The 24,568-nt window shown below is 70.4% G+C and carries 20 protein-coding genes and 1 pseudogene; 13 read left to right on the forward strand and 8 right to left on the reverse strand.

Annotated features, from left to right (window positions below; genetic code table 11):
• Nucleotides 1–20: 20 nt before the first annotated feature.
• From sucB to IM778_RS08545, 4 genes and pseudogenes are all read right to left on the reverse strand, one after another.
• On the reverse strand, nucleotides 21–1,100 hold the full coding sequence (sucB, locus tag IM778_RS17745) for a 2-oxoglutarate dehydrogenase, E2 component, dihydrolipoamide succinyltransferase (RefSeq protein WP_228484809.1): 1,080 nt from the start codon (nucleotides 1,098–1,100) through the stop codon (nucleotides 21–23).
• 70 nt (nucleotides 1,101–1,170) lie between these two features.
• Nucleotides 1,171–1,773 (reverse strand): annotated as a pseudogene (locus IM778_RS17750) (biotin/lipoyl-containing protein); the annotation flags it as partial.
• 61 nt (nucleotides 1,774–1,834) lie between these two features.
• Nucleotides 1,835–3,208 carry a dihydrolipoyl dehydrogenase gene (gene lpdA, locus IM778_RS08540; RefSeq protein ID WP_194411576.1) on the reverse strand — a complete coding sequence of 458 codons (1,374 nt, stop codon included), beginning with the start codon at nucleotides 3,206–3,208 and terminating at the stop codon, nucleotides 1,835–1,837.
• The gene (locus IM778_RS08545; protein ID WP_194411577.1) at nucleotides 3,205–4,680 is read right to left on the reverse strand and encodes a leucyl aminopeptidase; all 1,476 of its coding nucleotides are present in this window, start codon (nucleotides 4,678–4,680) and stop codon (nucleotides 3,205–3,207) included. Before IM778_RS08545 ends, lpdA begins: the two co-directional genes overlap by 4 nt.
• Before the next feature lie 249 nt (nucleotides 4,681–4,929).
• On the opposite strand from IM778_RS08545, the gene IM778_RS08550 reads away from it, so the two are divergent.
• The 6 genes from IM778_RS08550 to IM778_RS08575 all read left to right on the forward strand — a co-directional run bounded on the left by IM778_RS08550 (nucleotide 4,930) and on the right by IM778_RS08575 (nucleotide 11,306).
• Nucleotides 4,930–5,850, forward strand: coding sequence for a PAC2 family protein (locus IM778_RS08550; protein WP_194411578.1), 921 nt, complete (start codon nucleotides 4,930–4,932; stop codon nucleotides 5,848–5,850).
• 241 nt (nucleotides 5,851–6,091) lie between these two features.
• Entirely contained in the window at nucleotides 6,092–7,453 is a 1,362-nt protein-coding gene (locus IM778_RS08555; RefSeq protein ID WP_194411579.1) for an RNA polymerase sigma factor, read from the forward strand.
• A complete protein-coding gene (locus IM778_RS08560) occupies nucleotides 7,450–8,814 on the forward strand; it encodes a MurT ligase domain-containing protein (RefSeq protein WP_194411580.1) in 1,365 nt (454 codons plus the stop codon). Before IM778_RS08555 ends, IM778_RS08560 begins: the two co-directional genes overlap by 4 nt.
• On the forward strand, nucleotides 8,811–9,566 hold the full coding sequence (locus IM778_RS08565; RefSeq protein ID WP_194411581.1) for a type 1 glutamine amidotransferase: 756 nt from the start codon (nucleotides 8,811–8,813) through the stop codon (nucleotides 9,564–9,566). The genes IM778_RS08560 and IM778_RS08565 overlap by 4 nt, the downstream gene beginning before the upstream one ends.
• Nucleotides 9,567–9,609: 43 nt before the next feature.
• The gene (locus IM778_RS08570) at nucleotides 9,610–10,269 is read left to right on the forward strand and encodes an alanine racemase C-terminal domain-containing protein (RefSeq protein ID WP_194411582.1); all 660 of its coding nucleotides are present in this window, start codon (nucleotides 9,610–9,612) and stop codon (nucleotides 10,267–10,269) included.
• Nucleotides 10,266–11,306 (forward strand): alanine racemase, encoded by a 1,041-nt coding sequence (locus IM778_RS08575; protein WP_194411583.1) that lies wholly within the window; start codon nucleotides 10,266–10,268, stop codon nucleotides 11,304–11,306. Before IM778_RS08570 ends, IM778_RS08575 begins: the two co-directional genes overlap by 4 nt.
• Before the next feature lie 54 nt (nucleotides 11,307–11,360).
• Here the strand turns inward: IM778_RS08575 and IM778_RS08580 are convergent, their stop codons facing one another.
• A complete protein-coding gene (locus IM778_RS08580; protein ID WP_194411584.1) occupies nucleotides 11,361–11,579 on the reverse strand; it encodes a DUF7455 domain-containing protein in 219 nt (72 codons plus the stop codon).
• Between the two features lie 169 nt (nucleotides 11,580–11,748).
• Here IM778_RS08580 and IM778_RS08585 point away from each other — a divergent pair, with 169 nt between their 5' ends.
• Nucleotides 11,749–13,836, forward strand: coding sequence for a DNA gyrase/topoisomerase IV subunit B (locus tag IM778_RS08585; RefSeq protein ID WP_420488849.1), 2,088 nt, complete (start codon nucleotides 11,749–11,751; stop codon nucleotides 13,834–13,836).
• Nucleotides 13,837–13,950: 114 nt separating this feature from the next.
• Here the strand turns inward: IM778_RS08585 and IM778_RS08590 are convergent, their stop codons facing one another.
• The gene (locus IM778_RS08590; RefSeq protein WP_194411585.1) at nucleotides 13,951–16,428 is read right to left on the reverse strand and encodes a DNA gyrase/topoisomerase IV subunit A; all 2,478 of its coding nucleotides are present in this window, start codon (nucleotides 16,426–16,428) and stop codon (nucleotides 13,951–13,953) included.
• A 67-nt stretch (nucleotides 16,429–16,495) separates the two neighbouring features.
• Between IM778_RS08590 and IM778_RS08595 the strand changes: the two genes are divergently transcribed.
• Nucleotides 16,496–17,611, forward strand: a complete 1,116-nt coding sequence (locus IM778_RS08595) for an alkaline phosphatase family protein (protein WP_194411586.1) — start codon at nucleotides 16,496–16,498, stop codon at nucleotides 17,609–17,611.
• 22 nt (nucleotides 17,612–17,633) lie between these two features.
• Here the strand turns inward: IM778_RS08595 and sepH are convergent, their stop codons facing one another.
• On the reverse strand, nucleotides 17,634–18,674 hold the full coding sequence (gene sepH, locus IM778_RS08600; protein ID WP_194411587.1) for a septation protein SepH: 1,041 nt from the start codon (nucleotides 18,672–18,674) through the stop codon (nucleotides 17,634–17,636).
• A 262-nt stretch (nucleotides 18,675–18,936) separates the two neighbouring features.
• Between sepH and IM778_RS08605 the strand changes: the two genes are divergently transcribed.
• On the forward strand, nucleotides 18,937–19,230 hold the full coding sequence (locus tag IM778_RS08605; protein WP_127817896.1) for a DUF4193 domain-containing protein: 294 nt from the start codon (nucleotides 18,937–18,939) through the stop codon (nucleotides 19,228–19,230).
• Here IM778_RS08605 and IM778_RS08610 read toward each other — a convergent pair.
• Nucleotides 19,205–19,708, reverse strand: a complete 504-nt coding sequence (locus IM778_RS08610) for a DUF3093 domain-containing protein (protein WP_194411588.1) — start codon at nucleotides 19,706–19,708, stop codon at nucleotides 19,205–19,207. The two genes, IM778_RS08605 and IM778_RS08610, sit on opposite strands and share 26 nt — an antisense overlap.
• 12 nt (nucleotides 19,709–19,720) lie before the next feature.
• Here IM778_RS08610 and dut point away from each other — a divergent pair, with 12 nt between their 5' ends.
• The 4 genes from dut (at nucleotide 19,721) to IM778_RS08630 (ending at nucleotide 24,530) form a co-directional block, all read left to right on the forward strand.
• On the forward strand, nucleotides 19,721–20,182 hold the full coding sequence (gene dut / locus IM778_RS08615) for a dUTP diphosphatase (protein ID WP_194411589.1): 462 nt from the start codon (nucleotides 19,721–19,723) through the stop codon (nucleotides 20,180–20,182).
• Nucleotides 20,179–20,778, forward strand: a complete 600-nt coding sequence (locus tag IM778_RS08620; RefSeq protein ID WP_194411590.1) for a DUF3710 domain-containing protein — start codon at nucleotides 20,179–20,181, stop codon at nucleotides 20,776–20,778. Before dut ends, IM778_RS08620 begins: the two co-directional genes overlap by 4 nt.
• Entirely contained in the window at nucleotides 20,775–21,542 is a 768-nt protein-coding gene (locus IM778_RS08625; protein ID WP_194411591.1) for a DUF3159 domain-containing protein, read from the forward strand. The genes IM778_RS08620 and IM778_RS08625 overlap by 4 nt, the downstream gene beginning before the upstream one ends.
• Before the next feature lie 135 nt (nucleotides 21,543–21,677).
• Nucleotides 21,678–24,530, forward strand: coding sequence for an aconitate hydratase (locus IM778_RS08630; protein ID WP_194411592.1), 2,853 nt, complete (start codon nucleotides 21,678–21,680; stop codon nucleotides 24,528–24,530).
• The last annotated feature ends 38 nt before the right edge of the window (nucleotides 24,531–24,568 follow it).

The following is a 24,568-nucleotide window of genomic DNA, read 5'->3' on the forward strand; positions in this document are numbered from 1 at the left end:
ACCGCTCCGTCGGGATCGGGTCAGATGCCGAGCTGGCCCTCGAAGGCCGCCGCCTCGAGACGGGTCTTCACCGCGCCCAGGAAGCGCGCCGCGTCGGCTCCGTCGATCACGCGGTGGTCGTACGAGAGCGCGAGATACACGTACGAGCGCACCGAGATGGCGTCCTTGCCGTCGACCGTCACGATGCCGGGGCGCTTGACGACGACACCCGTGCCGAGGATGGCAGTCTGGGGGAGGAACACGACCGGCGTGTCGAACAGGGCGCCGCGCGATCCCGTGTTCGTCAGCGTGAACGTGCCGCCGGCCAGCTCGTCGGGCTTGAGCTTGTTGTCGCGGGTGCGAGCCGCGAGATCGGCGATCTCATGGGCGATCTGCGCGAGGTTCTTGCCCGCGGCGTCGCGCAGCACCGGCGTGAGCAGGCCGCGCTCGGTGTCGACGGCGATCGAGAGGTTCTCTGTCGCCGGGTACACGATCTGGTCGCCGTCCACCGTGGAGTTGACGACCGGGTAGGCCTGCAGCGCCTCGGCGGCAGCCAGCGCGAAGAACGGCAGGAACGACAGCTTGTCGCCCGTCTTGGCCTGGAAGTCGCCCTTCACCTTGTCGCGGAACGCGGCGAGCTTCGTGACGTCGACCTCGACCACGGTGGTCAGCTGAGCCGTCGACTGCATCGAGGCGACCGCGCGCTCGGCGAGCACCTTGCGCAGACGCGACATCGGCTGGGTCGTGCCGCGCAGCGGCGAGACCTCGAGCGGTGCCGGCGCGGCGGCCGCCGGAGCGGCCGGTGCGGTGGCGGCCTCGGCCGCCTTGAGCACGTCCTCCTTGCGGATGCGTCCTCCGACGCCGGTGCCCTTGACGCTGGAGAGGTCGACGCCCTGCTGCTGCGCGAGACGGCGGACGAGCGGCGTGACGTAGGCCACACCGTCGCCATCGTCGCTCGCAGCGGCCACCGGGGCAGCCGCAGCCGGTGCTGCGGGTGCCGGAGCCTCCGCAGCCGTGTGCTGCGGGAGCCGGTGCTGCGGGAGCCGGCGCAGCAGGCGCTGCTTCGGCCGGTGCCGGGGCGGCTGCCGGTGCCGGAGCCTCCGCGGCGGCCGGCGCGGCACCGCCCTCGCCGATGCGGGCGAGCGGCGAGCCGACGGCGACGGTCTCGTCCTCCGCGACCAGGATCTCCTGCAGCACGCCGGCGAACGGCGACGGGATCTCGGTGTCGACCTTGTCGGTCGAGATCTCGAGCAGCGGCTCGTCGACGGCGACGTCGTCGCCCACCTGCTTGAGCCAGCGGGTGACGGTTCCCTCGGTCACGCTCTCGCCGAGTTCGGGAAGGACCACGTCCTTGCCCCCGGCAGCGGCGGCCGGAGCCGCAGAGGCCTGCGCGGCCGGAGCGGCAGCAGGAGCAGGAGCAGGGGTCTCAGCGGCGGGTGCCTCGGCGGCGGGTGCCTCAGGGGCGGGGGCCTCGGCCGCGGGGGCTTCAGCGGCGGGTGCCTCGGCGGCGGGGGCCTCGGCGGCGTCCTGCGGCGCGGGCGACTGCGCCGCGGCGCTGCCGTCGCCGATCTTCGCGAGGATCGCGCCGACCTCGACCGTCTCGTCCTCCTGGACCAGGATCTCTTCGATCACACCACTGACCGGCGAAGGGATCTCCGTGTCCACCTTGTCCGTGGAGATCTCGAGCAGGCCCTCGTCCGCCTGGACCGTGTCGCCGACCTTCTTGAGCCAGCGGGTGACCGTTCCCTCTGTGACGCTCTCACCGAGAGCGGGGAGGACCACGGAAGTGCTCATGACGATGTCTCCTTCGGAATGGATATCGGATCTAGCTTAGTGATCGTGGGCTGCCTGAGCGTCAGAGCGCGTGCAGCGGCTTGCCCGCAAGTGCGAGGAACGCCTCGCCGAGCGCTTCGCTCTGCGTGGGGTGGGCGTGGACGAACGGCGCGATGTCCTCGGGGTGCGCCTCCCACCCCACGGCGAGCTGACCCTCGGTGATGAGCTCGCCGACGCGGTCGCCGACGAGGTGGACGCCGAGGACCGGGCCCGACTTCGCCCGCACGACCTTCACGAGACCGCCGGTGCCGATGATCTCGCTCTTGCCGTTGCCCGCGAGGTTGTACTCGTACGCGACCACGCCGTCGGCGCCGTGCGCCTCGGTCGCCTGCGCCTCGGTGAGGCCCACCGACGCGACCTCGGGGTGGCTGTAGGTGACCTTGGGGATCTGCGCGTCGGGGATCACGACCGGGTCGAGGCCCGCGATCTCCTCGGCGACGAAGATGCCCTGCTGGAACCCGCGGTGGGCGAGCTGGAGGCCCGGGACGATGTCGCCGACGGCCCAGACGTGGTCCACTCCGGTGCGGAGACGGTCGTCGGTGATGACGAACCCACGGTCGATCGTGACGCCCGACTCCTCGAACCCGAGTCCCGCGGTCGCGGGGCCTCGCCCGACGGCGACGAGCAGGTAGTCGGCCTCGAAGGTCTTCCCGTCCTCGAGCGTCACCGTCACGGCGTCGGCGGTCTGCTTCACGCCCTGGAATCGGACTCCGAGCGAGTACTGGATACCACGGCGCCGGAACGCGCGCTCGAGCGCCTTGCTCAACGCGACGTCCTCGTTGGGCACCAGATGGTCGAGGGCCTCGACGATGGTGACCTCCGCGCCGAAGGACCGCCAGACGCTGGCGAACTCGACGCCGATGACTCCGCCGCCCAGGATGACGACGCGCCCGGGAACCTCGTCGAGCTCGAGCGCGTGCTCGCTCGTGAGGATGCGGCCGCCGATCTCGAGGCCGGGGAGCGTGCGGCTGTAGGAGCCGGTCGCCAGCACCACGTCCGTGCCGCGATACAGGTCGTCGCCGACGCGGACGGCCGGTCCGGACTCCAGGCGCCCTTCGCCGGGGACCACGGTGATGCCGCGCGCTTTCACGAGGCCTTCGAGGCCCTTGTACTTCTTCGCGACGATGCCCTCTCGGTAGGCGCGCACGCCGACCGGGTCGATGCCTTCGAACGACGCGCGGATGCCGATGGCCGAGGCATCCCGTGCCGTGTCGGCCACCTCGGCCGCGTGCAGGAGCGCCTTGGTCGGGATGCAGCCGCGGTGCAGGCACGTGCCGCCGACCTTGTCCTTCTCGATGAGGGCGACGGACTTGCCGAGCTCGGCGGCGCGCAGCGCTGCGGCGTACCCGCCGCTGCCGCCGCCCAGGACGACGAGGTCGAAGGTGTGATCGGTCATCGTGACTCCTCTGTCATGACGAAGCGGACGAGGCTGCGGACGGTCGCCGCGGTGGGCCCCTTGTCGGTGAAGCCGTATGCGCTCTTGGTGTTGCCGGCACCCGCGATGTCGAGGTGCACCCACGGGATGCGCGGGGCGTCGGCGTCCTCGCCGGTGCGACCCACGAAGTGGCGCAGGAAGAGCCCGGCGAAGAGGGATCCCCCCGCAGGATCGCCGATCTTGGCGTTCTGCAGATCGGCGATGGGGGAGTCGAGCTCCTCGACCATGTGATCGGGCAGCGGCAGTCGCCACGCGAGCTCGCCGGCCTCGTCGGCCGCAGCGAGATAGGCGGCGGTCGCGGCGTCGTCGCCCATGACGCCGACGTGCCGCGTGCCGAGGGCGATCGTGATGGCGCCGGTGAGGGTGGCGACGTCGACGATCACGTCCGGGTGCTCGCGGCTCGCGGCGGCGATCCCGTCGGCGAGCACGAGTCGTCCCTCGGCGTCGGTGTTGAGCACCTCGACGGTCGTGCCGTCGAGCATGCGCAACACGTCACCGGGTCGCGTGGCGCGTCCGGACGGCATGTTGTCGGCGATGCACAGCCACGCCGTGATCTTCACCCGCGCGCCGATGGATGCCGCCGCCTGCAGCACGCCGAGCACGGTCGCGGCGCCGGCCATGTCGTACTTCATGCCGACCATGGACGCCGCGGGCTTGAGCGAGAGGCCGCCCGTGTCGAAGGTGATGCCCTTGCCGACGAGCGCCACATGCCGGGATGCTCCCGCGGGTGCGTACTCGAGGCGGACCAGCCGCGGCGGGCGATCCGAGCCGACGCCGACTCCGAGGATCCCCCCGTAGCCCTGCTCCGCCAGCGCGGTCTCATCGAGGATCTCGACCGTCACCGGAAGCTCGCTGACGGCTTCGGCGGCGCGCTCAGCGAAATCGGCGGGTCCGAGCCATTCGGCGGGCGTCGAGACGAGATCCTTGACGAGTGCCACCGCGGACGCCGTGGCACTGATGGCGCGCAGGGCGTCCTCGTCGGAATCGGCGGTCCCGTGCACGATCACGCGCGCGGCCCGGGAAGGCGGGGCGTCGGACTTGTACCCGTCGAATCGGTAGCCCCCGAGCGCGGCACCCTCCGCGAGGGCGGTCCACTCCGCCGGGTCCGCGTACGGTGCGGCCACGGCCACGGTCTCGAACCCGGTGAGGGCACGGATGGCGGCTCCGATGGCGCTGCGCAGGGTGCCGGCATTCGGTGCCGCCCCCGTTCCCACGACCGCGAGCGGGTGCGTCGTCGCCTCGGGTGCATGCACGCGCACGAGCGATCCGGCCCCACCACTGAACCCCACCGCGATCAGCGCATCCCGCAATCCCGGCCAGTCGGCGAGATCGGGGGCATCGTCGGCTTCGAGCGGGGGAAGCGCGAGGAGAATCGCGTCTGCGTCGGACTCTCGGACAGGGGTGGTGCGGTACTCGAGGTCGGGGAGCGACATGGACTCCATCCTAGGTTTCGATACGTGCTCCTTCGTCGCACCACTCAACCCGGCGGGTTTCGATACGTGCTCCTTCGTCGCACCACTCAACCCGGCGGGTTTCGATACGTGCTCCTTCGTCGCACCACTCAACCCGGCGGGTTTCGATACGTGCTCCTTCGTCGCACCACTCAACCTTGCGACCCGGCTGTTCGCTCTGAGCGCGATGGCCGCGACCCGGCGCGTGCGTCCGGCTCGTAGCATTGAGCCATGCCCTTTCCCGGCCCGCTGTACGAGCGTGCGGCCTCCGCGCCGCCGGTCCCGCGCGGACTGCCGCTCGTGATCGCTCTCACCGGCTTCACCGACGCGGGCAGCGCGGTGAGCCGTCTGATCGAGTACTTCCGCGATGAGCTGTCGACGTCGCCGCTCGCGGTGTACTCGAACGACTCCCTGCTGGACTACCGCGCGCGCCGGCCGATCGTGTCGTTCGAGAAGGACCACCTGACGGACTACCGCCCGCAGCGGCTCGAGCTCTCGTTCGCTCACGATTCACTCGGTCAGCCGTTCCTCCTCCTCGCGGGGTACGAGCCCGACTTCGGATGGGACGCGTTCGCGGCATCCGTCGTCGCCTTCGCGGAGTCGTACGGCGTGTCGACGGTCACCTGGGTCCACGCCATCCCCATGCCCGTGCCGCACACCCGCCCGATCGGCACGACGGTCAGCGGAACCCGCTCCGAGCTCACCGAGGCCCACTCGGTGTGGCAGCCACACACGCAGGTCCCCGCGACCGCCGGTCACCTCCTCGAGTTCCGCCTGGCCGAAGCGGGGGCCCGGATCGCGGGCTTCGTGCTGCTGATTCCGCACTACCTGGGCGACACCGAGTATCCGGCGGCCGCGCTGGCGGCCCTGGACAGCCTCACCGCCGCGACGGGACTCGTCTTCGCCGGTGACGAGCTGCGCGACGAGAACCGCGCCTACCTCGAGAAAGTGTCGGAGCAGATCGCGGGCAGCGAGGAGCTCGCACGCATGGTGCAGGGGCTGGAAGAGCGTTATGACGCGTACATGGCCGGGTCCACCCTCGCCACGCCGATGATCCACACCGGCGATCTGCCGAGCGCGGACGAGCTCGCCGCCGAGCTCGAGCGCTTCCTGGCATCGCGTCCGGGCGACGACGACAAGCGCGGCGCCTGACGGCATCCGCCCGCGGCGGAATGATGCGCCCACCCGGTGCGTTGTCTTCACCGACGGAGACGCGCCGACCGTGGTGGGGCGATGCTGGCGGCGCGCGGCAAGTGTGAGATACTGGATGCTCTGACCCGTTGTCAACCGTCTTCGCGGGGTTTCTCTGCGAGACGCGGACTTGACAAGGGTCTTACTAGTGTCCGAAACCGACCGGAGCGTGCGCGGCACGTCGACCGGTGAAAGGCGAAACGTGACTCCAGGCACGAAGACCAAGGCCAGCACGGCCGCGAAGGACACCGAGACGGACGAGGCGACGGTCGCGCCCTCGGCGAAGAAGTCCGCGCCGAAGGCGCAGCCCGCCAAGGCGAAGTCGACTGCGAAGGCGAAGGCCGCGCCGAAGAAGGCGTCCAAGCGCGGTGCGAAGGCCGACGACGAGTTCGAGGACGACGTCGAGGAGCTCGACGACGACGTCGAGCTCGTTGCCGACGACGAGTCGGATTCCGGCGACGACGCCGAGCCGGCCGCGGCGAAGGCCCCGGGCAAGCCCGCGGCGGGCGCAGCCAACGCGTCCGACGACGAGGAGGACGACGAGGAGAGCACCAAGCCGGCGTTCACCGAGCCGCTGCCCACGGGCGCGATCGTCATCTCGTCGAGCGACGAGGACGACATCCCCGTCTACTCCACGCAGATCACCGGCGCGACGGCCGACCCCGTCAAGGACTACCTGAAGCAGATCGGCAAGGTGCCGCTGCTGAACGCGGCCGAAGAGGTCGAGCTCGCGATGCGCATCGAGGCGGGTCTGTTCGCCGAAGAGAAGCTGTCGCACATGTCGGCGGCCGAGAAGTCGTCGCAGCTGGGTCTGGACCTGCAGTGGGTCGCCCGCGACGGCCAGCGCGCGAAGAGCCACCTGCTGGGGGCGAACCTGCGTCTGGTCGTCTCGCTCGCCAAGCGCTACACCGGTCGTGGCATGCAGTTCCTGGACCTCATCCAGGAGGGCAACCTCGGTCTCATCCGTGCGGTCGAGAAGTTCGACTACACCAAGGGCTTCAAGTTCTCGACGTACGCGACGTGGTGGATCCGCCAGGCGATCACGCGGGCGATGGCAGACCAGGCCCGCACCATCCGCATCCCGGTGCACATGGTCGAGGTCATCAACAAGCTCGCGCGCGTGCAGCGTCAGATGCTGCAGGACCTCGGGCGCGAGCCCACGCCGGAAGAGCTGAGCCGTGAGCTCGACATGACCCCGGAGAAGGTCGTCGAGGTGCAGAAGTACGGGCGCGAGCCCATTTCGCTGCACACCCCGCTCGGTGAGGACGGCGACAGCGAGTTCGGCGACCTCATCGAGGACACCGAGGCGGTCGTGCCCGCGGACGCCGTCGGTTTCACGATGCTGCAGCGTCAGCTCGAGTCGCTCCTGGACTCGCTGTCGGAGCGCGAGGCGGGCGTGATCCGCATGCGCTTCGGTCTCGGCGACGGCCAGCCCAAGACCCTCGACCAGATCGGTGACACGTTCGGGGTCACGCGCGAGCGGATCCGCCAGATCGAGTCCAAGACGATGGCCAAGCTGCGGCACCCGTCCCGGTCGCAGTCCCTCCGGGACTACCTGGAGTGAGCGAGGCGGACGCCCCGGCCCCGCGTCGGCCGGGCCTGCGGTACGTCGTGCCCGTCCTCGCCGGCAAGCTCGCGCGCTTCGCGACGCGCCTGCGCGGCGGCGGGTCGGCGTTCCCGGGATACCTGACCAACCGGATGGCACCGACGCTGCTGCCGACGCTCGCCGATCAGTTCGGCCACGGCGTCGTGTTCGTGCTCGGGTCGAACGGCAAGACGACGACGACGCACATGATCAGCGAGGTGCTGCGCGCCCACGGCCTGAACGTGTTCACGAACCCCACCGGGGCGAACCTGCCGCAGGGTGTCACCAGCGCGATGCTCGCCGAGGCCACGCTCACCGGCCGCGTGAAGGCCGATGTCGCCGTGCTCGAGGTCGACGAGGGCTTCGCCGCGGATCTGGCCGACCTGCTGTCGCCTTCGGTCATCGTGTCGCTGAACGTGCAGGTCGATCAGCTCTACAGATTCTTCGAGACCGAGCGCGTCGCAGACATGATGCTGGATGCCTCGACGCGCGCGTCCGCGCACGTCATCGTCAACCGTGACGATCCCTACCTGTCGAAGATCGACGAGAGCGCGATGCGCGCCCCGGTCTCCTACTTCGGCGTCGCCCCCGAGCTCGTCGCCGCCTCGGCGCACGGCCTGGCGAACGCCGCCGATCTGCGCAGCGGCGAGTCCGGTGCCGCGCACCCGACGCTTTCGCCTTTCGCCGAGGTGACGGCCGTCACGGGCCGCGACGTCACCGTCACTGTCGGTGACGAGCGGTTCGGCATCCGGATCCCGGCTCGCGGTATGCACTACGCCGCCGATGCCGCAGCGGCGATCGCGGTCGCCGCGCGCATGCTCGGCGACGACTTCCGCTCCGGCGATGCCGCGTCCGGATTCGCGCGGATGGCGCCGGCGTACGGCCGCGGCGAGGTCGTCCCGCTGAACGGCGATCCGGCCGGCGAACAGGTCGAGTTCGTGATGTTCAAGAACGGCCCGAGTCTGCAGATGAATCTCGATGCGCTCGACGGGTCACCGGAACGGTTGCTCATGGCGATCGACGAGGGCACGCCCGACGTCTCGTGGCTCTATGACGTCGACCTCGACGCCATCGGGCACGTGGACGTCGTCGCCGGCGAGAAGGCCTACCAGCTCGCTCTGCGGCTGGAGCACGCCGGAATCCCGATCGATATGGTCGAGCCCGACATGGAGAAGGCGGTCGCGCACATGCGGAGCCTTCCGCCCACCGCGGCTGGTCGCCAGACCTGGTTCGTCAACTATGAGCTCATGTTCGTGGGTCGCCGCCTGCTCGGGCACGGCGACCAGGAGGTCGCGCGCCGCGCGGCGCGCCGAGACACCGCGGATCGAGGGTCCCGATGAGCCAGACGCTTCGCATCGCACAGCTCTACGCCGACGAGCTCGGAGTCACCGGCGATCGCGGCAACGTGCTCGCCCTCCAAGCGCGCTGGGAGCGGTTCGGCGGGGACGCCGTCCGCGTGCTCGTCGGCCGGGGTGACGAGATCCCCGCCGACACCGACATCGTCGTGATCGGCAATGGCCCCCTGTCGGCCATGCGCCTGGTGCTGTCCGACCTGCGAGAGAAGGCCGGGTCACTCGAGACGCTCGTGGCCCAGGGCGCGCCCCTCCTCGCCGTCGGCGGCGGGGCCGAGCTGCTCGGCGAGAGCGTCGAGACGCTCGAGGGCGAGACGCTCACCGGCGTCGGCCTGTTCCCGTTCCGGGTGCACCGGGTCCGCGACCGTCGCGTGGGCTACGTCGTCGCCGACACCGAGCACGGGCGCCTCGTCGGCTTCGAGGACCACGCATCGGACTGGACGCTCGGCGACGGTGCCGTCGAGTACGGTGTCGTCACGGCCGGCAAGGGATCGTTCGCGCGCACCCAGGGTCGCGGCGAGGGCGTGCGGCGCGGCGACGCGTACGCCTTGAACGTCCAGGGCCCGGTGCTGCCCCTCAACCCGCAGCTGACCGACGTGCTCCTGAGCGCCGCCGCCTCGCGCCGCGGCGTCGAGTACCGCACCGGCGAGGCGCACGCCGAGATCGACCGCCTCGCAGCCGGCGCCCGCGAGGCGATCCTGGCTCGCGCGGGCAAGGTGTTCAACTCGATGGGCGTATGACGCCTCCGCGGACTCCCGGCACTGCCGACCTAGGCTGGGACGCATGATCGTGGCCGAGCCGCGCGCGAGCGCGCCCCTCGTGCGCGTGTCGCGCGCCGCCGTCGTGGCGAACGTCCGCGCCGCGCTGCGGGAGCACCCCTCAGCCGCCGTCGACGTGCGACGGGACGCATGCGGACACGGCGCCCGGCTCGTCGCCGACGCCGCACTCGAGGCGGGAGCCGCGTACGTCCTGTCCGACGCCGACTCTGCTGCGGACCGGCATGGCCGCGATGTCCTCGCCCTCGAGGCCGTCTTCGGACTCGAGGGGCGCGGTACGCCGGCGCTCGCGCTCACCGGTCCGGTCCTCTCGATCAAGCCGCTGTTCGCGGGAGAGGGAGTCTCGTACGGCTATCTCCATCGCGCCGAGCGGGACACCCGTGTCGCGCTCGTCTCCGGCGGCTATGCCCACGGCGTGGCACGCGCGATCGGCGGTCGCGCGATGGTGCGCATCGGCGGAGCCGAGCTGCCCATCATCGGTCGTGTGGCGATGGACGTCTGCGTGGTCGACCTCGAGGACGCAGACGTCGCGCCGGGAGATCGAGCCGTCTTCCTGGGTCCGGACCACCCCGATGCCGCGGCGACGTGGGCGCGGGCGACCGGGCTCACCGAGCTCGAGCTCGTGGCCGCGGTCGGCCTGCACACCGCTCGTGAGGTGACCGCATGACCGCGGAGCTGCGGGTCGACCTCGACCGCTTCCGGCGCAACGTCCGCGTCGTCCGGGCGCGCATGGCACCGGCCGAGGTGCTCGTGGTCGTGAAAGACGACGCGTATGCGCTCGGGGTCGACGCGATCGTGACGGCGGCCCTCGAGGCCGGCGCGACGTGGTTCGGCGCACTGGATCCTGCGAGCGCCCTGCGCGCCAAGCAGATCGCAGGGGAGCGGGCGCGTGTCTTCGTCTGGCTCACCCTCGGCGCCGACGAGACCGAGGAGGCGCTGCGGGCCGGTCTGGAGCTCGGGATCGGCGACGCGACGTACCTGGAGCGTGTCTCGACGGCGTCGTCCGTCATCGGGCTGCCCGCGACGGTGCATCTGAAGGTCGACACCGGGCTGCATCGCAACGGCGTGCGCCCCGAGGACTGGCCCGAAGTCGTGGCGCGGGCTGTCGAGTTGCAGCGGGCCGGACGGATCCGCGTCGCCGGGATCTGGAGCCACATCGCCGAGGCCAGCGACGCCGAGGACGACACCTCACGCGCCGTGTTCGACGCGGCCGTGGACCGCGCGCGCGCTGCCGGGCTCGACCCCGATGTCCGGCACCTCGCTGCCAGTGCCGCGGCCTGGCATCGACCGGAATTCCGGTACGACCTCGTGCGAGTCGGAGCGTTCTGCTACGGCGTCCGCTCTGCGGAGGGTCCGGAGCTGGCGGGGATCGAGCCGATCGCGACGCTGGCCGCGCGAGTCGTGGGCGTGAGCCCGGGCCGGGCGACGATCGACGTCGGCGCGGCGGACGGCGTGCTCTCCACGCTCGCCGGCCGCGTTCAGGTCGCGACCCCCGCCGGGCCGCGCCTCCTGCTGCGCGTCGGGCCGTTCGATGCCGACGTCGAGGCGTGGGACGGCGCTCACGTCGGCGACGACGTGATGATCTTCGGCGCGCCCGGCGAGGGCGTGCCGAGTACCACTGATCTCGGCGAAGCAGCGGGCACTGTCGGCGAGGAGCCGCTGCTGCGCGTGTCTCCGCTGATCCCGCGCGTCTATTCGGGCTGACAACGAGAACGGCGCCCACCGGATGATCCGGATGGGCGCCGCCACGGCCTGCGGTCAGGCCTGAAGTCGCTCGGTCTCGTCGTGCCACGACGTGGCGATGGTACGCAGCTTCTCTTCGTATTTGCGGCCGTGGTGGGCGCAGAACAGCAGTTCGCTGCCATTGACCTCGGCCGCGATATAGGCCTGAGCCCCGCACGAGTCGCACCGGTCCATCGCCGTGAGGCGGTACTCGAGGACGGCGGCGTTCTCCGTGGGTGTCGAAAGCGTGGTCATCTCGTTCCCTCCTCGTATGCGTAGAACTCCATTGCGGTCATGAAATACAACCACGGCCACGATGCGAGAATGCCGCGAACCGAGCACATTTCGCTGAGCGCGTACGCCCCGGGTCCTCGGGAGCGTGTCGACCCTGCGCCGGGCAGGCTCGCGATTACGATGGGAGATTGTGACCGCCGAGTATTCCGCCCATCATCTCCAGGTGCTCGAGGGCCTCGAGGCGGTCCGCAAGCGGCCTGGAATGTACATCGGCTCGACCGACTCCCGCGGCCTCATGCACTGCCTCTGGGAGATCATCGACAACTCCGTCGACGAGGCGCTCGGGGGCCACGGCAGCCGCATCGACATCGTGCTGCACACCGACGGCAGCGTCGAGGTCCGCGACCGTGCGCGCGGCATCCCCGTCGACATCGAACCCCGCACCGGGCTCTCGGGCGTGGAGGTCGTGTTCACCAAACTGCACGCGGGCGGCAAGTTCGGCGGCGGCTCGTATGCCGCGTCCGGCGGCCTGCATGGTGTCGGCGCATCCGTCGTCAACGCTCTCTCGGAGCGCCTCGACGTCGAAGTCGATCGCGGCGGCAAGACGTGGGCGATGTCGTTCCATCGCGGCGAGCCGGGCGTGTTCTCCAACGGAAGCCCCGACTCCGCCTTCACGCCGTTCGAGGATCGCAGCGAGCTGCGCGTCGTGGGTCGCGCTCCGAAGGGCGTGTCCGGCACACGTATCCGGTACTGGGCGGACCGCCAGATCTTCACGAAGGACGCCGCGTTCAACCTCCAGGAACTCGAGCAGCGCGCGCGGCAGACCGCCTTCCTCGTGCCTGGACTCGAGATCGTGATCCGCGATGAGCGCCCGGCGTCGACCGCCGAGACCGGCGCCCCGGTCGAGACGAGCTACCGCTTCGACGGCGGCATCTCGGAGTTCGCGGAGTTCCTCGCTCCCGATGCCGCCGTGACCGACACGTGGCGCCTCACCGGCTCGGGGACGTTCACCGAGACGGTGCCCGTGCTGCAGCCGACCGGTGCGATGATCCCCACCGAGGTCGAGCGCGAGTGTCATGTCGATGTCGCCGTGCGCTGGGGGACCGGCTACGAGACGGTGTCGCGGTCGTTCGTCAACATCATCGCCACCCCCAAGGGCGGGACGCACCAGCAGGGCTTCGAACAGGCGCTCATGAAGGTGCTCCGCACGCAGATCGAGCAGAACGCGCGCCGTCTCAAGGTCGGCAACGACAAGCTCGAGAAGGACGACATCCTCGCGGGCCTGACCGCCGTCCTGACCGTGCGACTGGCCGAGCCTCAGTTCGAGGGGCAGACGAAGGAGATCCTCGGCACTCCGGCGGTTCGACAGATCGTCGCCAACGTCGTCACGCGCGAGCTGACGGCGCGGTTCACCTCCACCAAGCGCGACGACAAGGCGCACACGTCGCTGCTGCTCGACAAGGTCGTCTCCGAGATGAAGGCGCGCATCTCGGCGCGGACGCACAAAGAGACGCAGCGGCGCAAGAACGCCCTCGAGTCGTCGTCGCTGCCGGCCAAGCTCGCCGACTGCCGATCGAACGACGTCGCCGAGTCCGAGCTGTTCATCGTCGAGGGCGATTCGGCGCTCGGCACCGCCAAGCTCGCGCGCAACAGCGAGTTCCAGGCACTGCTGCCGATCCGGGGCAAGATCCTCAACGTGCAGAAGGCGTCGATCAGCGACATGCTCTCGAACGCCGAATGCGCCGCGATCATCCAGGTCATCGGTGCCGGCTCTGGCCGGTCGTTCGACCTCGACACCGCCCGATACGGCAAGATCATCCTGATGAGCGATGCCGACGTGGACGGCGCGCACATCCGCACGCTGCTGCTCACGCTCTTCTTCCGCTACATGCGCCCGCTCATCGAGGACGGCCGCGTATTCGCCGCCGTCCCGCCGCTGCACCGGGTTGTCGTCATGAACCCCGGCTCCAAGCCGAACGAGACGATCTACACGTACTCCGAGCAGGAGCTGCACGGTCTTCTGGCCAAGCTGACCAAGGCCGGCAAGCGGTGGCAGGAACCGATCCAGCGCTACAAGGGCCTCGGCGAGATGGACGCGGATCAGCTGGCGACGACGACGATGGATCGCGCCGGCCGCACGCTGCGCCGCGTGCGGATGACGGATGCCGAGGCTGCGGCATCCGTCTTCGAACTGCTCATGGGCAACGACGTCGCCCCGCGCAAGGAGTTCATCATCGACTCCAGCGACCGCCTCGGACGCGAGCGCATCGACGCTTGAGTCGGTGCGGGTCAATGCGACGAAGGAGCGTTGACGCGCACCGGCTCAAGGTTGAGCGAGCGGAGCGAGTCGAAACCTAGCCGACGCGAGTCCCACGCGTTTCGTCTCGCTGCGTCAGCGCACGCCGGTGCCGACCGAGCCGATCACGCCGTCCAGCGCTGCGCCCGACGCGTCGCGCTTGGCACCGGAGGCGGGAAGCGCGCGAACGGACCCGTCCGTGCCGACCGCACGCGGCTCGGTGCCCACCCAGGCGACCGTCACGGCGTCCTCGCCCTTCAAGAAGCGCTGCGCCCGCACCCCGCCGGTCGCGCGGCCCTTCGCCGGGAACTCGCTGAAGAGCGACACCTTGGCGCTGCCGGCGTCGGTGCCGGCGAGCGCGGTCGTTGAGCCGGCCACGGTCACCACGACCGCGTCGAACTCCGAGGGCCCGACGACGTCGAACGAGACGACGTGCGCCCCGTCGCTCAGCCGGATGCCGGCCATGCCGCCCGCCGAACGCCCCTGCGGGCGCACCGACGACGCGTCGAAGCGCAGCAGTTGCGCGTCACTGGCGACGAACACCAGCTCGGCGCCGTCCGAAGCGGGGGCGGCGCCCACCACGCGATCGCCGTCCTTCAGCGCGATGATCTCGATGTCGTGCTTGGTCCCGAGCTCAGTCGCCGCGACGCGCTTGACGATGCCCTGCAGCGTTCCGATCGCGACGGGCGGGGCATCCGTCAGCGGCACCAGTGCCACGACGTGTTCACCGCCGCTCAGGCCCAGGTACTGGTCGGCGCGCGTACCGGCCGCGAGCTGGACGGAGTTGCCGGGCACGGAGGGAAGGTCGACGGGGGAGAACCGCACCAGGCGCCCCGCGCTGGTGATGGCGCCGAGATCGCCTCGGGTCGTCGCATCCACGGCCGACCGGATGGCGTCGTGCTTGGAGCGTCGCGCCGGCGGCACGATGCCACCGCCGGGATCCTCGGAACCCGACTCCTGCGCCGGCCGAAGGGCGGCACGGACCATGCGCCCGGTCGCCGAGAGGAACACCCGGCACGGTTCGTCCGCGATCTGCAGGTCTGCGGCCGCAGCGGCCGCCCGCGATCGGGGCACGACCGGTCCGCCGTTCAGCAGCAGCGTGCGCCGGGGGGTTCCGAACGCCTCGGCCGCCGCGTCGAGCTCGCGTGCCACCTGCGCACGCAGCAGCACGTCGCTCGCCAGCAGCTCTTCGAGCTGGGCGATCTCGGCTTTGAGGTTGTCGCGCTCGGTCTCGAGCTCGATGCGCGAGAACTTCGTGAGGCGCCGCAGCCGCAGTTCGAGGATGTACTCGGCTTGGGCCTCCGAGAGGTCGAACACGTCGATGAGTCGCCCACGCGCCTGCTCGCCGTCGTCGGAGGCGCGGATGACCTGGATGACCTCGTCGATGTCGAGGATGGCGATGAGGAGGCCCTCGACCAGGTGCAGACGCTCTTTGCGCCGGTTGAGCCGGTGCCGGCTGCGCCGGGTGACGACGCTGATGCGGTGGTCGAGGTAGACGCGCAGCAGCTCGCGGAGTCCGAGCGTCTGCGGCTGCCCCTCGACGAGGGCGACGTTGTTGATGCTGAACGAGTCCTCGAGGGGGGTCAGCCGGTAGAGGTGGTCGAGGACGGCCTGCGGGTCGAACCCGGTCTTGATCCCGATGACCAGGCGCAATCCGTTGTGACGGTCTGTGAGATCGGTGACGTCCGAGATCCCCTGGAGCTTCTTCGCGTTGACCGCGTCCTTGATCTTCTCGATCACGCGCTCCGGGCCGACCAGGTACGGCAGCTCGGTGACGACGAGGCCGGTGCGGCGCGGGCCCAGCGACTCGATCGAGACTTTCGCGCGGGTGCGGAAGCTGCCGCGGCCGGTCGTATAGGCGTCCTTGATGCCGTCGACGCCGACGATGATCCCGCCGCCGGGCAGGTCGGGGCCGGGCACGAACTCCATGAGGTCTTCGACGGTGGCTTCGGGGTTCTCGAGCAGGTGGGTCGCGGCCCCGACGACCTCGATGAGGTTGTGCGGTGCCATGTTCGTGGCCATGCCGACCGCGATTCCCGTCGTGCCGTTGACCAGCAGGTTCGGGAACGCCGCCGGCAGCACCTCCGGCTGCTGGAACTGTCCGTCGTAGTTCGGGATGAAGTCCACGACGTCTTCGTCGAGGTTCTCGGTGAGCGCGAGCGCGGCGGCGGCGAGCCGGGCCTCGGTGTACCGGGGAGCGGCGGGACCGTCGTCGAGTGAGCCGAAGTTGCCGTGGCCGTCGACGAGCGGGACGCGCAGCGAGAACGGCTGCGCGAGGCGCACGAGCGCGTCGTAGATGGGTGCATCGCCGTGCGGGTGGAGCTTGCCCATGACCTCGCCGACGACGCGGGCGCTCTTGACGTGGCCGCGGTCGGGCCGCAGGCCCATGTCGGACATCTGGAACAGGATGCGCCGCTGCACGGGCTTCAGACCGTCGCGCGCATCGGGCAGCGCACGGGAGTAGATGACCGAGTACGCGTACTCGAGGAACGACGTCTGCATCTCGGACGAGACGTCGACGTCCTCGATACGGCCGTGGTCGGCGGATGCGGAGTCGGTGCGGGAAGCGGGCATAGACGTGTGAAGCCTCGGGTGACGGCGGAGCGGAGAGGCCGTTCAGCGGTGTGCGAGACTGGCCCCGATGTCCTTCAGCCTACCCGTGGACCCGCCCCGCGCCCGGAGCCTGGCCCGTGTCGTGCCCGAGATGTCGGCGGCGCTCGACGGTCGCTCGGACTGGCTCGCACCGGCGACGAGTGCGATCGTGTGGGTGCTGGACGGCCTGGGAGCGCACAACCTGTCTGCGCGGGCGGGGCATGCGCGCTTCCTCGCGGACGCGCGCACGAAGAAGGACGCCGCTCGCACGGTCTTCCCGTCGACGACGGCCGCGGCGCTCACGAGCCTGCTCACCGGCACCATGCCCGGTCAGCACGGCATCGTCGGCTACCGTGCGCGGGTTCCGGGCACCGATGCGGTGGTCAACCAGCTCCGCGGCTGGGAGACCGACGGCCTGCCGCGGACGTTCCAGCGCGCACAGCCCCTGTCCGCCACGCTCGGCAGGCCGTTCTTCACGGTGTCGCGCCGGGAGTACGAGGGCACGGGATTCACCGCGGTGACTCTCGGCGAGGCCGAGTTCCACGGCTCCGACGACCTCGATGAACGCGTGCGCATCGCCGCCGACCTCGCGGCGCGGCATCCGGGATCCCTCACGTACCTCTACGCCCCCGATCTCGACAGCATCGGGCACAAGCGCGGCTGGGAGTCGGACGACTGGGTCGCGATGCTGGAACGGGTGGATGCCGCGGCCCGCAGCCTCTCGTCGGCCCTCGCACCCGGGACCGGCGTCCTCGTGACCAGCGACCACGGCATGATCGACGTCCCCCGCCATCGACACGTTCTGCTCGCCGACGGGGATCCGCTCCTGGACGGCGTGCACCTCCTCGGCGGTGAGCCGCGGATGCTGCATCTCTACACCGAACCGGGCGCCGCCGATGCGGTGCTCGCGCGGTGGCGGGACGCCGAGGGGGCGCGCTCGTGGGTGCTCTCGCGCCGTGAGATCGCGGAGTCCGGGCTGATGGGGGTCGTCCATCCGGAGGTCGCCGAGCGGATCGGCGACGTGGTGGTCGCACCGCGGGCCGGGATCGCGTACTACGACGACCGGCTGAGCGACAAGGCTCCGCAGAAGATGGTCGGGCAGCACGGCTCGCTCACCGACGAGGAGCGCATCGTCCCGCTGATCCGCCTCGGGGCGTTCGCCTGATCCGTCGGGCTGGTCGCCGCGGTCAGTCGTCGGTGCGCGCCCCGAAGACGATCTCGTCCCACGACGGCATCGAGGTGCGCCCCTTGCGGCGACCCGCCTCCGCGACCGCCGGCGCCGACGGCTGGTAGTCGGCCGGCTCGGGCTGCGGCTCCTCGGCCGGTGCGTCGTCGTACCCGGGCTCGAGAGCGTCGAAGAGCGCGACGGGAGCCGAGCCGCGCGCCGGTGCGGCGGTCTCGTCGGCGCCCGGCAGCGGCTCGCGCTGCCCTCGCCGGCGTCGCAGCGCTTCGAGCAGGTCGGCGGTCTCAGCCGACGTCACGATCGGCTCGTCGGCGCGCTTGATCGCGGCCTGCTGCACCGCCGGCGCAGCAGGCGCCGGCAGGTCGGGGGACTCGAGGTCGGCGTCGGGGAGATGACGGGGCCCGAAGGCGCCGCTGTCGAAGCGGGAGTCGTCCTTGGCAGGCACCACCTCGAGCGCGCGGAGCCGGGGGATGAGCCCTTCCGGCAGGGAGCCCTGACGCGAGAGCTGGACGGCGTCGTTGTTCAGCGGCGAGAGCGTCGAGCGGCGCGGGTCGAAGCCCCACCGCGCGTCGTGGTCGACGTCGTTGGCAGCGAACTCGAGCTTGATGATCCAGCCCGTCGGCTCCTTCCAGCTCGTCCACCGTTCGCCGATGGCTCCCGCTTCGGCGAGCTTCGCGCGCACGGCGGAGCCGAACGTCGCGTGCCCGTCGCCGTCGAACTCGCCGCCGAGCAGCACGGGCACCGCGAGTGCCTGTCCGACGATGTGCTCGCGCTCGGCGAGGACCGGGCCCTCGAAGCGGACGACGTCCTCGACGCGGGCGCCCAGGAGCTCGGCGACCTCCTGCGCCGACAGGCCGGCACGGATGTGCGACTGGATCTCTCGGGGACTCGGCCGCGGGCCCTGCGCGTCGCCGTCGCGGTCGCGGCGCGCCTTGCGAAGCTCGGCACGCAGCACGTCGTCGACGTCGAGCGCGAATCTGTCTCCGGACTCGGTCGCCAGGATGAGCTTGTCGTCCTCGGTGCCGATGACCTTGAGCTGTTCCATGCGAACGCCTCCGCTTTTCCAGCCCGGCACATGGCTGCGTGGGTCCCGCCGGGCTCATGGCTGTCGATCCTGCCTGTGCGCCCCATGGTGTCACAGCGGATCGCGTGCGCCGGGAATATCCGGCGCGTGCCGCGAGTTTCACGGGAACGCACGCCGCGGCCCGTCCAGATCGCATTTGCCAAAAGGGATGCGGTCGTGCAAACTATCGCCGCCCGCAAGGGCGAGCGCATCCCGCGATACCCGGAAGTTGAGATCTTCACGAATGGCCACCGATTACGACGCCCCCCGTAAGACCGAGGACGACAGCGAGTCGATCGAGGCTCTCAAGGAGCGCGTTCCCGACAAGCTCTCGGGCTCGGTCGATGTGGAGGACGCCGACAACCCGTCCGGCTTCGAGCTGCCGGGAGCCGACCTGTCGGACCTCGAGCTCGACGTCGTCGTGCTGCCGCCTCAGGAGGATGAGTTCACCTGTTCGAACTGCTTCCTCGTGAAGCACCGTTCGCAGCTCGACCACGACACCGCCGACGGGCCTATCTGCTCGGAGTGCTCCGCGTAGCCTGAGCCTGCCGCACCGCGGCAGCGAGCCGGTCCGGCGTCCGCGAGGAGATCACCCACGCGGTCGTCGGATCGTCCGGGTCGGTCAGCGGGATCACGACCACTCCGTCGATCCCTCCCCGGATGAGATGCCACGAACGCGGGTCCAGCCCGGCTCCTCGCGCGTGCCGCGCGTCATCGCCCACGTGGACCTGCGGGTCGCCGAGATGGCGGACGTCGATGTGAGCGCGTCCGGCCCGCAGCTCACCGTCACGGACGGCGACGACGGGCGCCGCGGCGACCAGCAGCGCGATCGCGAGGACGCCGACGGCTCCGCCGACGAGCAGCGCGGCGGTCGCGTCGACGGGGGTGAACACGAGAGCCGCCATCGGGGCGGCGACGGCGGCCGCGACGAGGATCCACAGGGAGGGCCCGAGCCGCTCTCGATAGCCGGGTGTCCGGGCGTTCGCCGCCCTGGTACTGCGCGCTGTCTTCTGCATTACCCTCGTTGGGTGACTGAAACGGTGGACGTCCCCATTATCTCCCCCGACGTTCCGGTGTACGCGCACCCCGGGGACGCCGGCGCCGACCTCGTCGCCGCGGAGGCGGTGCGCCTGGAGCCCGGCCGTCGCGCGATGGTGGGCACCGGCGTGCGGATCGCACTGCCCGACGGCTACGTCGCTTTCGTGGTCCCGCGCAGCGGCCTGGCCGCCAAGCACGGCATCACCGTGGTGAACGCCCCCGGCACCGTCGACGCCGGCTACCGCGGCGAGATCAAGGTCATCCTCCTGAACACCGACCCCGAGCATGCGCATGACATCGCCGTCGGGGACCGCATCGCCCAGCTCATCGTCATGCCGGTGCCGCGTGCCCGCTTCATCCCCGTGGAGGCGCTCCCCGACAGCGCCCGGGGCGAGGGCGGCTTCGGCTCGACCGGCTACCAGAAGCACGACAAGGACGGAATCCTCGCATGACCGACCCCACCTCCGCAGACGGGCCGCGCAAGGTCGCGCCCCTCGACCGCGAGACCGACGGACCCTTCGACGAATCCGAGGCGAACCCGGTCCGGCCCTACATCGACCTCGGCGGCATCAAGATCCTGCCTCGCGAGGGACTCAACCTGCGCCTCGAGGTGGAGGAGCAGACCAAGCGCATCGTCGCGGTGGGTCTCGACTACGCCGGCTCGACGCTGCAGGTGCAGCCGTTCGCGGCGCCGCGCTCGGCGGGCCTGTGGGACGAGACGCGCGAGCAGATCCGCCAGCAGGTCCGCCAGCAGGGCGGGCGCGTCGAGGAGCGCGAGGGTCCGCTCGGTCCCGAGCTGCTCGCCGAGGTGCCTGTCGTCGCCGGGCCCGAAGGCACGGCGGGGAAGCGGCTCGCCCGCTTCGTCGGGGTCGACGGACCCCGCTGGTTCCTCCGCGGCGTGATCGGCGGTGCCGCGACGAGCGACGTCGAGGCCGCCGCGAAGGTCGAGGAGCTGTTCCGCTCGATCGTGGTGGTGCGCGGAGGCTCGCCGATGCCTCCGCGCGACCTCATCCCGCTGCGCATGCCCGCGACTCCCGGCGTCGCATGAGCGACGACGCCCGACCCGGCGGGGCCGAGAACGGGGCGGATGCCTCGGACGCGGCATCCGCCCCGCTCACGCCGCCTGCGGCCGAGCCCAGCGCGCCGGACGTCCTGGGCGCGGCGCTGGGCAGCGCCGCCCGCCGTGCGGGACTGGACCCGGCCGAGGGGAAGAGCACGAGGCACGTCGTGTGGTCCGCGATGGGCGGCTGGCGCGGCATCCTCGAATCCGTCCTCCCGAGCCTCGCGTTCGTGCTCCTGTTCACGTTCACCCGTGAGCTGGTGCTCTCGCTCGGCGTCTCGGTGGGTCTCGCCGCGGTATTCACGATCGTGCGCCTCGTGCAGCGGCAGCCCGTCAGCGCGGCTCTCGGCGGGCTGATCGCGACCGTCGCCGCCGCCGCACTCGCGCTGTGGACGGGACGTGCCGAAGACAACTTCGTCTGGGGCTTCCTCACCAACGGCGTCTACGGCACCGCCTTCCTGGTCTCGGCGCTGGTCGGCTGGCCGTTGATCGGGCTCGCCGTCGGCTTCCTGATGGGGGAGGGGACGCGCTGGCGCACCGACAAGCGCAAGCGCCGGGCGTTCTTCTGGCTGTCGATCGCGTGGGCCGGGCTGTTCGCCGCTCGGCTCCTCGTGCAGCTGCCGCTGTACTTCGCGGGTGACGTGACCGCCCTCGGCACGCTCAAGCTCGTAATGGGTCTCCCGCTGTTCGCGCCGCTCGTCGCGGTCACGTGGCTCGCCGTGCGTGCGCTCTATCCTGCGCCGCAGAAGTGATACATTTATCTTGATATCGAGATAAATTCTCCCTGCTGCGATTAGGTTGGCCTCACTAGCCGAGGGCCCCGGAGCGGGGGAAGATGGGGATGCCGGGCTCCCGGCCCGCTCCCGCCGCCGACGAAGGAGACAGACGTGTCCACGGTTGACAGCTTCGGTGCCAAGAGCACCCTGACGGTCGGCAGCACCGACTACGAGATCTTCCGCATCGACACCGTCGAAGGCTACGAGAAGCTTCCGTTCAGCCTGAAGGTGCTGCTCGAGAACCTGCTTCGCACCGAGGACGGCGCGAACGTGACGAAGGAGCAGATCCAGGCGCTCGGCTCGTGGGATCCGGATGCCCAGCCCGACACCGAGATCCAGTTCACGCCCGCGCGCGTCGTGATGCAGGACTTCACCGGCGTGCCCTGCATCGTCGACCTCGCGACGATGCGCGAGGCGGTCACCGCGCTCGGCGGCGACCCGAACCGCATCAACCCGCTCTCGCCCGCCGAGATGGTCATCGACCACTCCGTCATCGCCGACCTGTTCGGCCGCGAGGACGCCCTCGAGCGCAACGTCGAGATCGAATACGAGCGCAACGGCGAGCGGTACCAGTTCCTCCGCTGGGGCCAGACCGCCTTCAACGACTTCAAGGTCGTGCCCCCGGGCACCGGAATCGTGCACCAGGTGAACATCGAGCACCTGGCCAAGGTGGTCTACGACCGGGTCTCGACCAGCCCGGCCACCGGCGAGAGCGTGCTGCGCGCCTACCCCGACACGTGCGTCGGCACCGACTCGCACACCACCATGGTCAACGGCCTCGGCGTGCTCGGGTGGGGCGTCGGCGGCATCGAGGCCGAGGCGGCCATGCTCGGCCAGCCGGTCTCGATGCTCATCCCGCGCGTCGTGGGCTTCAAGCTCACCGGCGAGATCCCGGCCGGCGTGACCGCGACCGACGTCGTGCTCACGATCACCGACATGCTGCGCCAGCACGGCGTCGTCGGCAAGTTCGTCGAGTTCTACGGCGAGGGCGTCGCGTCGGTCCCGCTGGCGAACCGGGCGACGATCGGCAACATGAGCCCCGAGTTCGGCTCGACCGCCGCGATCTTCCCCATCGACGACGTCACCATCGCCTACCTCCGTCTGACGGGCCGGAGCGAGCAGAGCCTCGCCCTCGTCGAGGCGTACGCGAAGGAACAGCGCCTGTGGCACGACCCCGCGGTCGAGCCGGTGTTCAGCGAGTACATGGAGCTGGATCTGTCGACCGTCGTGCCCTCCATCGCCGGTCCGAAGCGCCCGCAGGACCGGATCCGGCTGTCCGATGCCAAGTCGCAGTTCGAGCAGGACATCCTCAACTACGCCAACGCCACCGAGTCCACCTCGATCGTCGACCTGGAGTCGAAGCACTCCTTCCCGGCGTCGGACCCGGGCGCGGTTCCCGGTGAGGAGGAGCCCGTCACCCGCACGGTGCACATCGCCAGCGGCGGACCTGCCGCAGCGTCCAAGCCCGTCACGGTCACGCCGGAGGACGGCAGCCCGTACACCATCGACAACGGCGCCGTCACGATCGCGGCGATCACGTCGTGCACGAACACCTCCAACCCGTCCGTGATGCTGGCGGCCGGACTTCTCGCCCGCAACGCGGTGAAGAAGGGGCTCAAGGCGAAGCCGTGGGTGAAGACCACGCTCGCACCGGGATCCAAGGTCGTCACCGACTACTACGAGCGGGCCGGGCTGACCAAGGATCTCGAGGATCTCGGGTTCTACACCGTGGGCTACGGCTGCACGACCTGCATCGGCAACTCGGGCCCGCTGATCGAGGAGGTCTCTGCCGCCGTGCAGCAGAACGACCTCGCCGTCACGGCGGTCCTCTCGGGCAATCGCAACTTCGAGGGGCGCATCAACCCCGACGTGAAGATGAACTACCTCGCGAGCCCGCCGCTGGTGATCGCGTACTCGCTCGCCGGCTCGATGCACTTCGACTTCGAGACCGACCCGCTGGGCCAGGACCAGGACGGCAACGACGTCTTCTTGAAGGACATCTGGCCCGACGCGGCGGAGGTCCAGGCCACCATCGACTCGTCGATCAGCGAGGACATGTTCACCAAGCAGTACGCCACCGTGTTCGAGGGTGACGAGCGCTGGAAGAACCTGCCGACGCCGACCGGTCCCGTCTTCGAGTGGGATGACCACTCGACCTACGTGCGCAAGGCACCGTACTTCGACGGCATGACCATGGAGCTGACTCCGGTCCAGGACATCACCGGCGCGCGCGTGATGGCGACGCTGGGCGACTCGGTCACCACCGACCACATCTCGCCCGCCGGCAACATCAAGGCGGGAACCCCCGCCGCGCAGTACCTCACCGAGCACGGCGTCGCGCAGAAGGACTTCAACTCCTACGGCTCCCGCCGCGGCAACCACGAGGTCATGATCCGCGGTACGTTCGCGAACATCCGCCTGAAGAACGAGCTCGTGGCGGCCGTCAACGACGGCCAGATCGTCGAGGGCGGCTACACGCGGGACTTCACGCAGGAGGGCGGCCCGCAGTCGTACATCTACGACGCGAGCATGAACTACCAGGCGCAGGGCACCCCGCTCGTCGTCTTCGGCGGCAAGGAGTACGGTTCGGGCTCGTCGCGCGACTGGGCCGCCAAGGGCACGAGCCTCCTGGGCGTCAAGGCGGTCATCACCGAGAGCTTCGAGCGCATCCACCGGTCGAACCTCATCGGCATGGGCGTCGTGCCGCTGCAGTTCCCCGCCGGTCAGAGCTGGAAGTCCCTCGGCCTCGACGGCACCGAGATCGTCTCGATCGAGGGGCTCGAGCAGCTGAACGAGGGCGTCACGCCCAAGACCGTGCGGGTCACCGCGGAGCCCAGCGAGTTCTCGTCGGCGGGCAAGCAGACCGTCGTCTTCGACGCGGTCGTCCGCATCGACACGCCCGGTGAGGCCGACTACTACCGCAACGGCGGCATCCTGCAGTACGTGCTGCGCTCGCTGGTCTGACAGCGGATTCACGGGGACCGGATGCCGCGGCATCCGGT

Source organism: Microbacterium cremeum (assembly GCF_015277855.1).
In the GTDB taxonomy this organism is placed as follows: domain Bacteria; phylum Actinomycetota; class Actinomycetes; order Actinomycetales; family Microbacteriaceae; genus Microbacterium; species Microbacterium cremeum.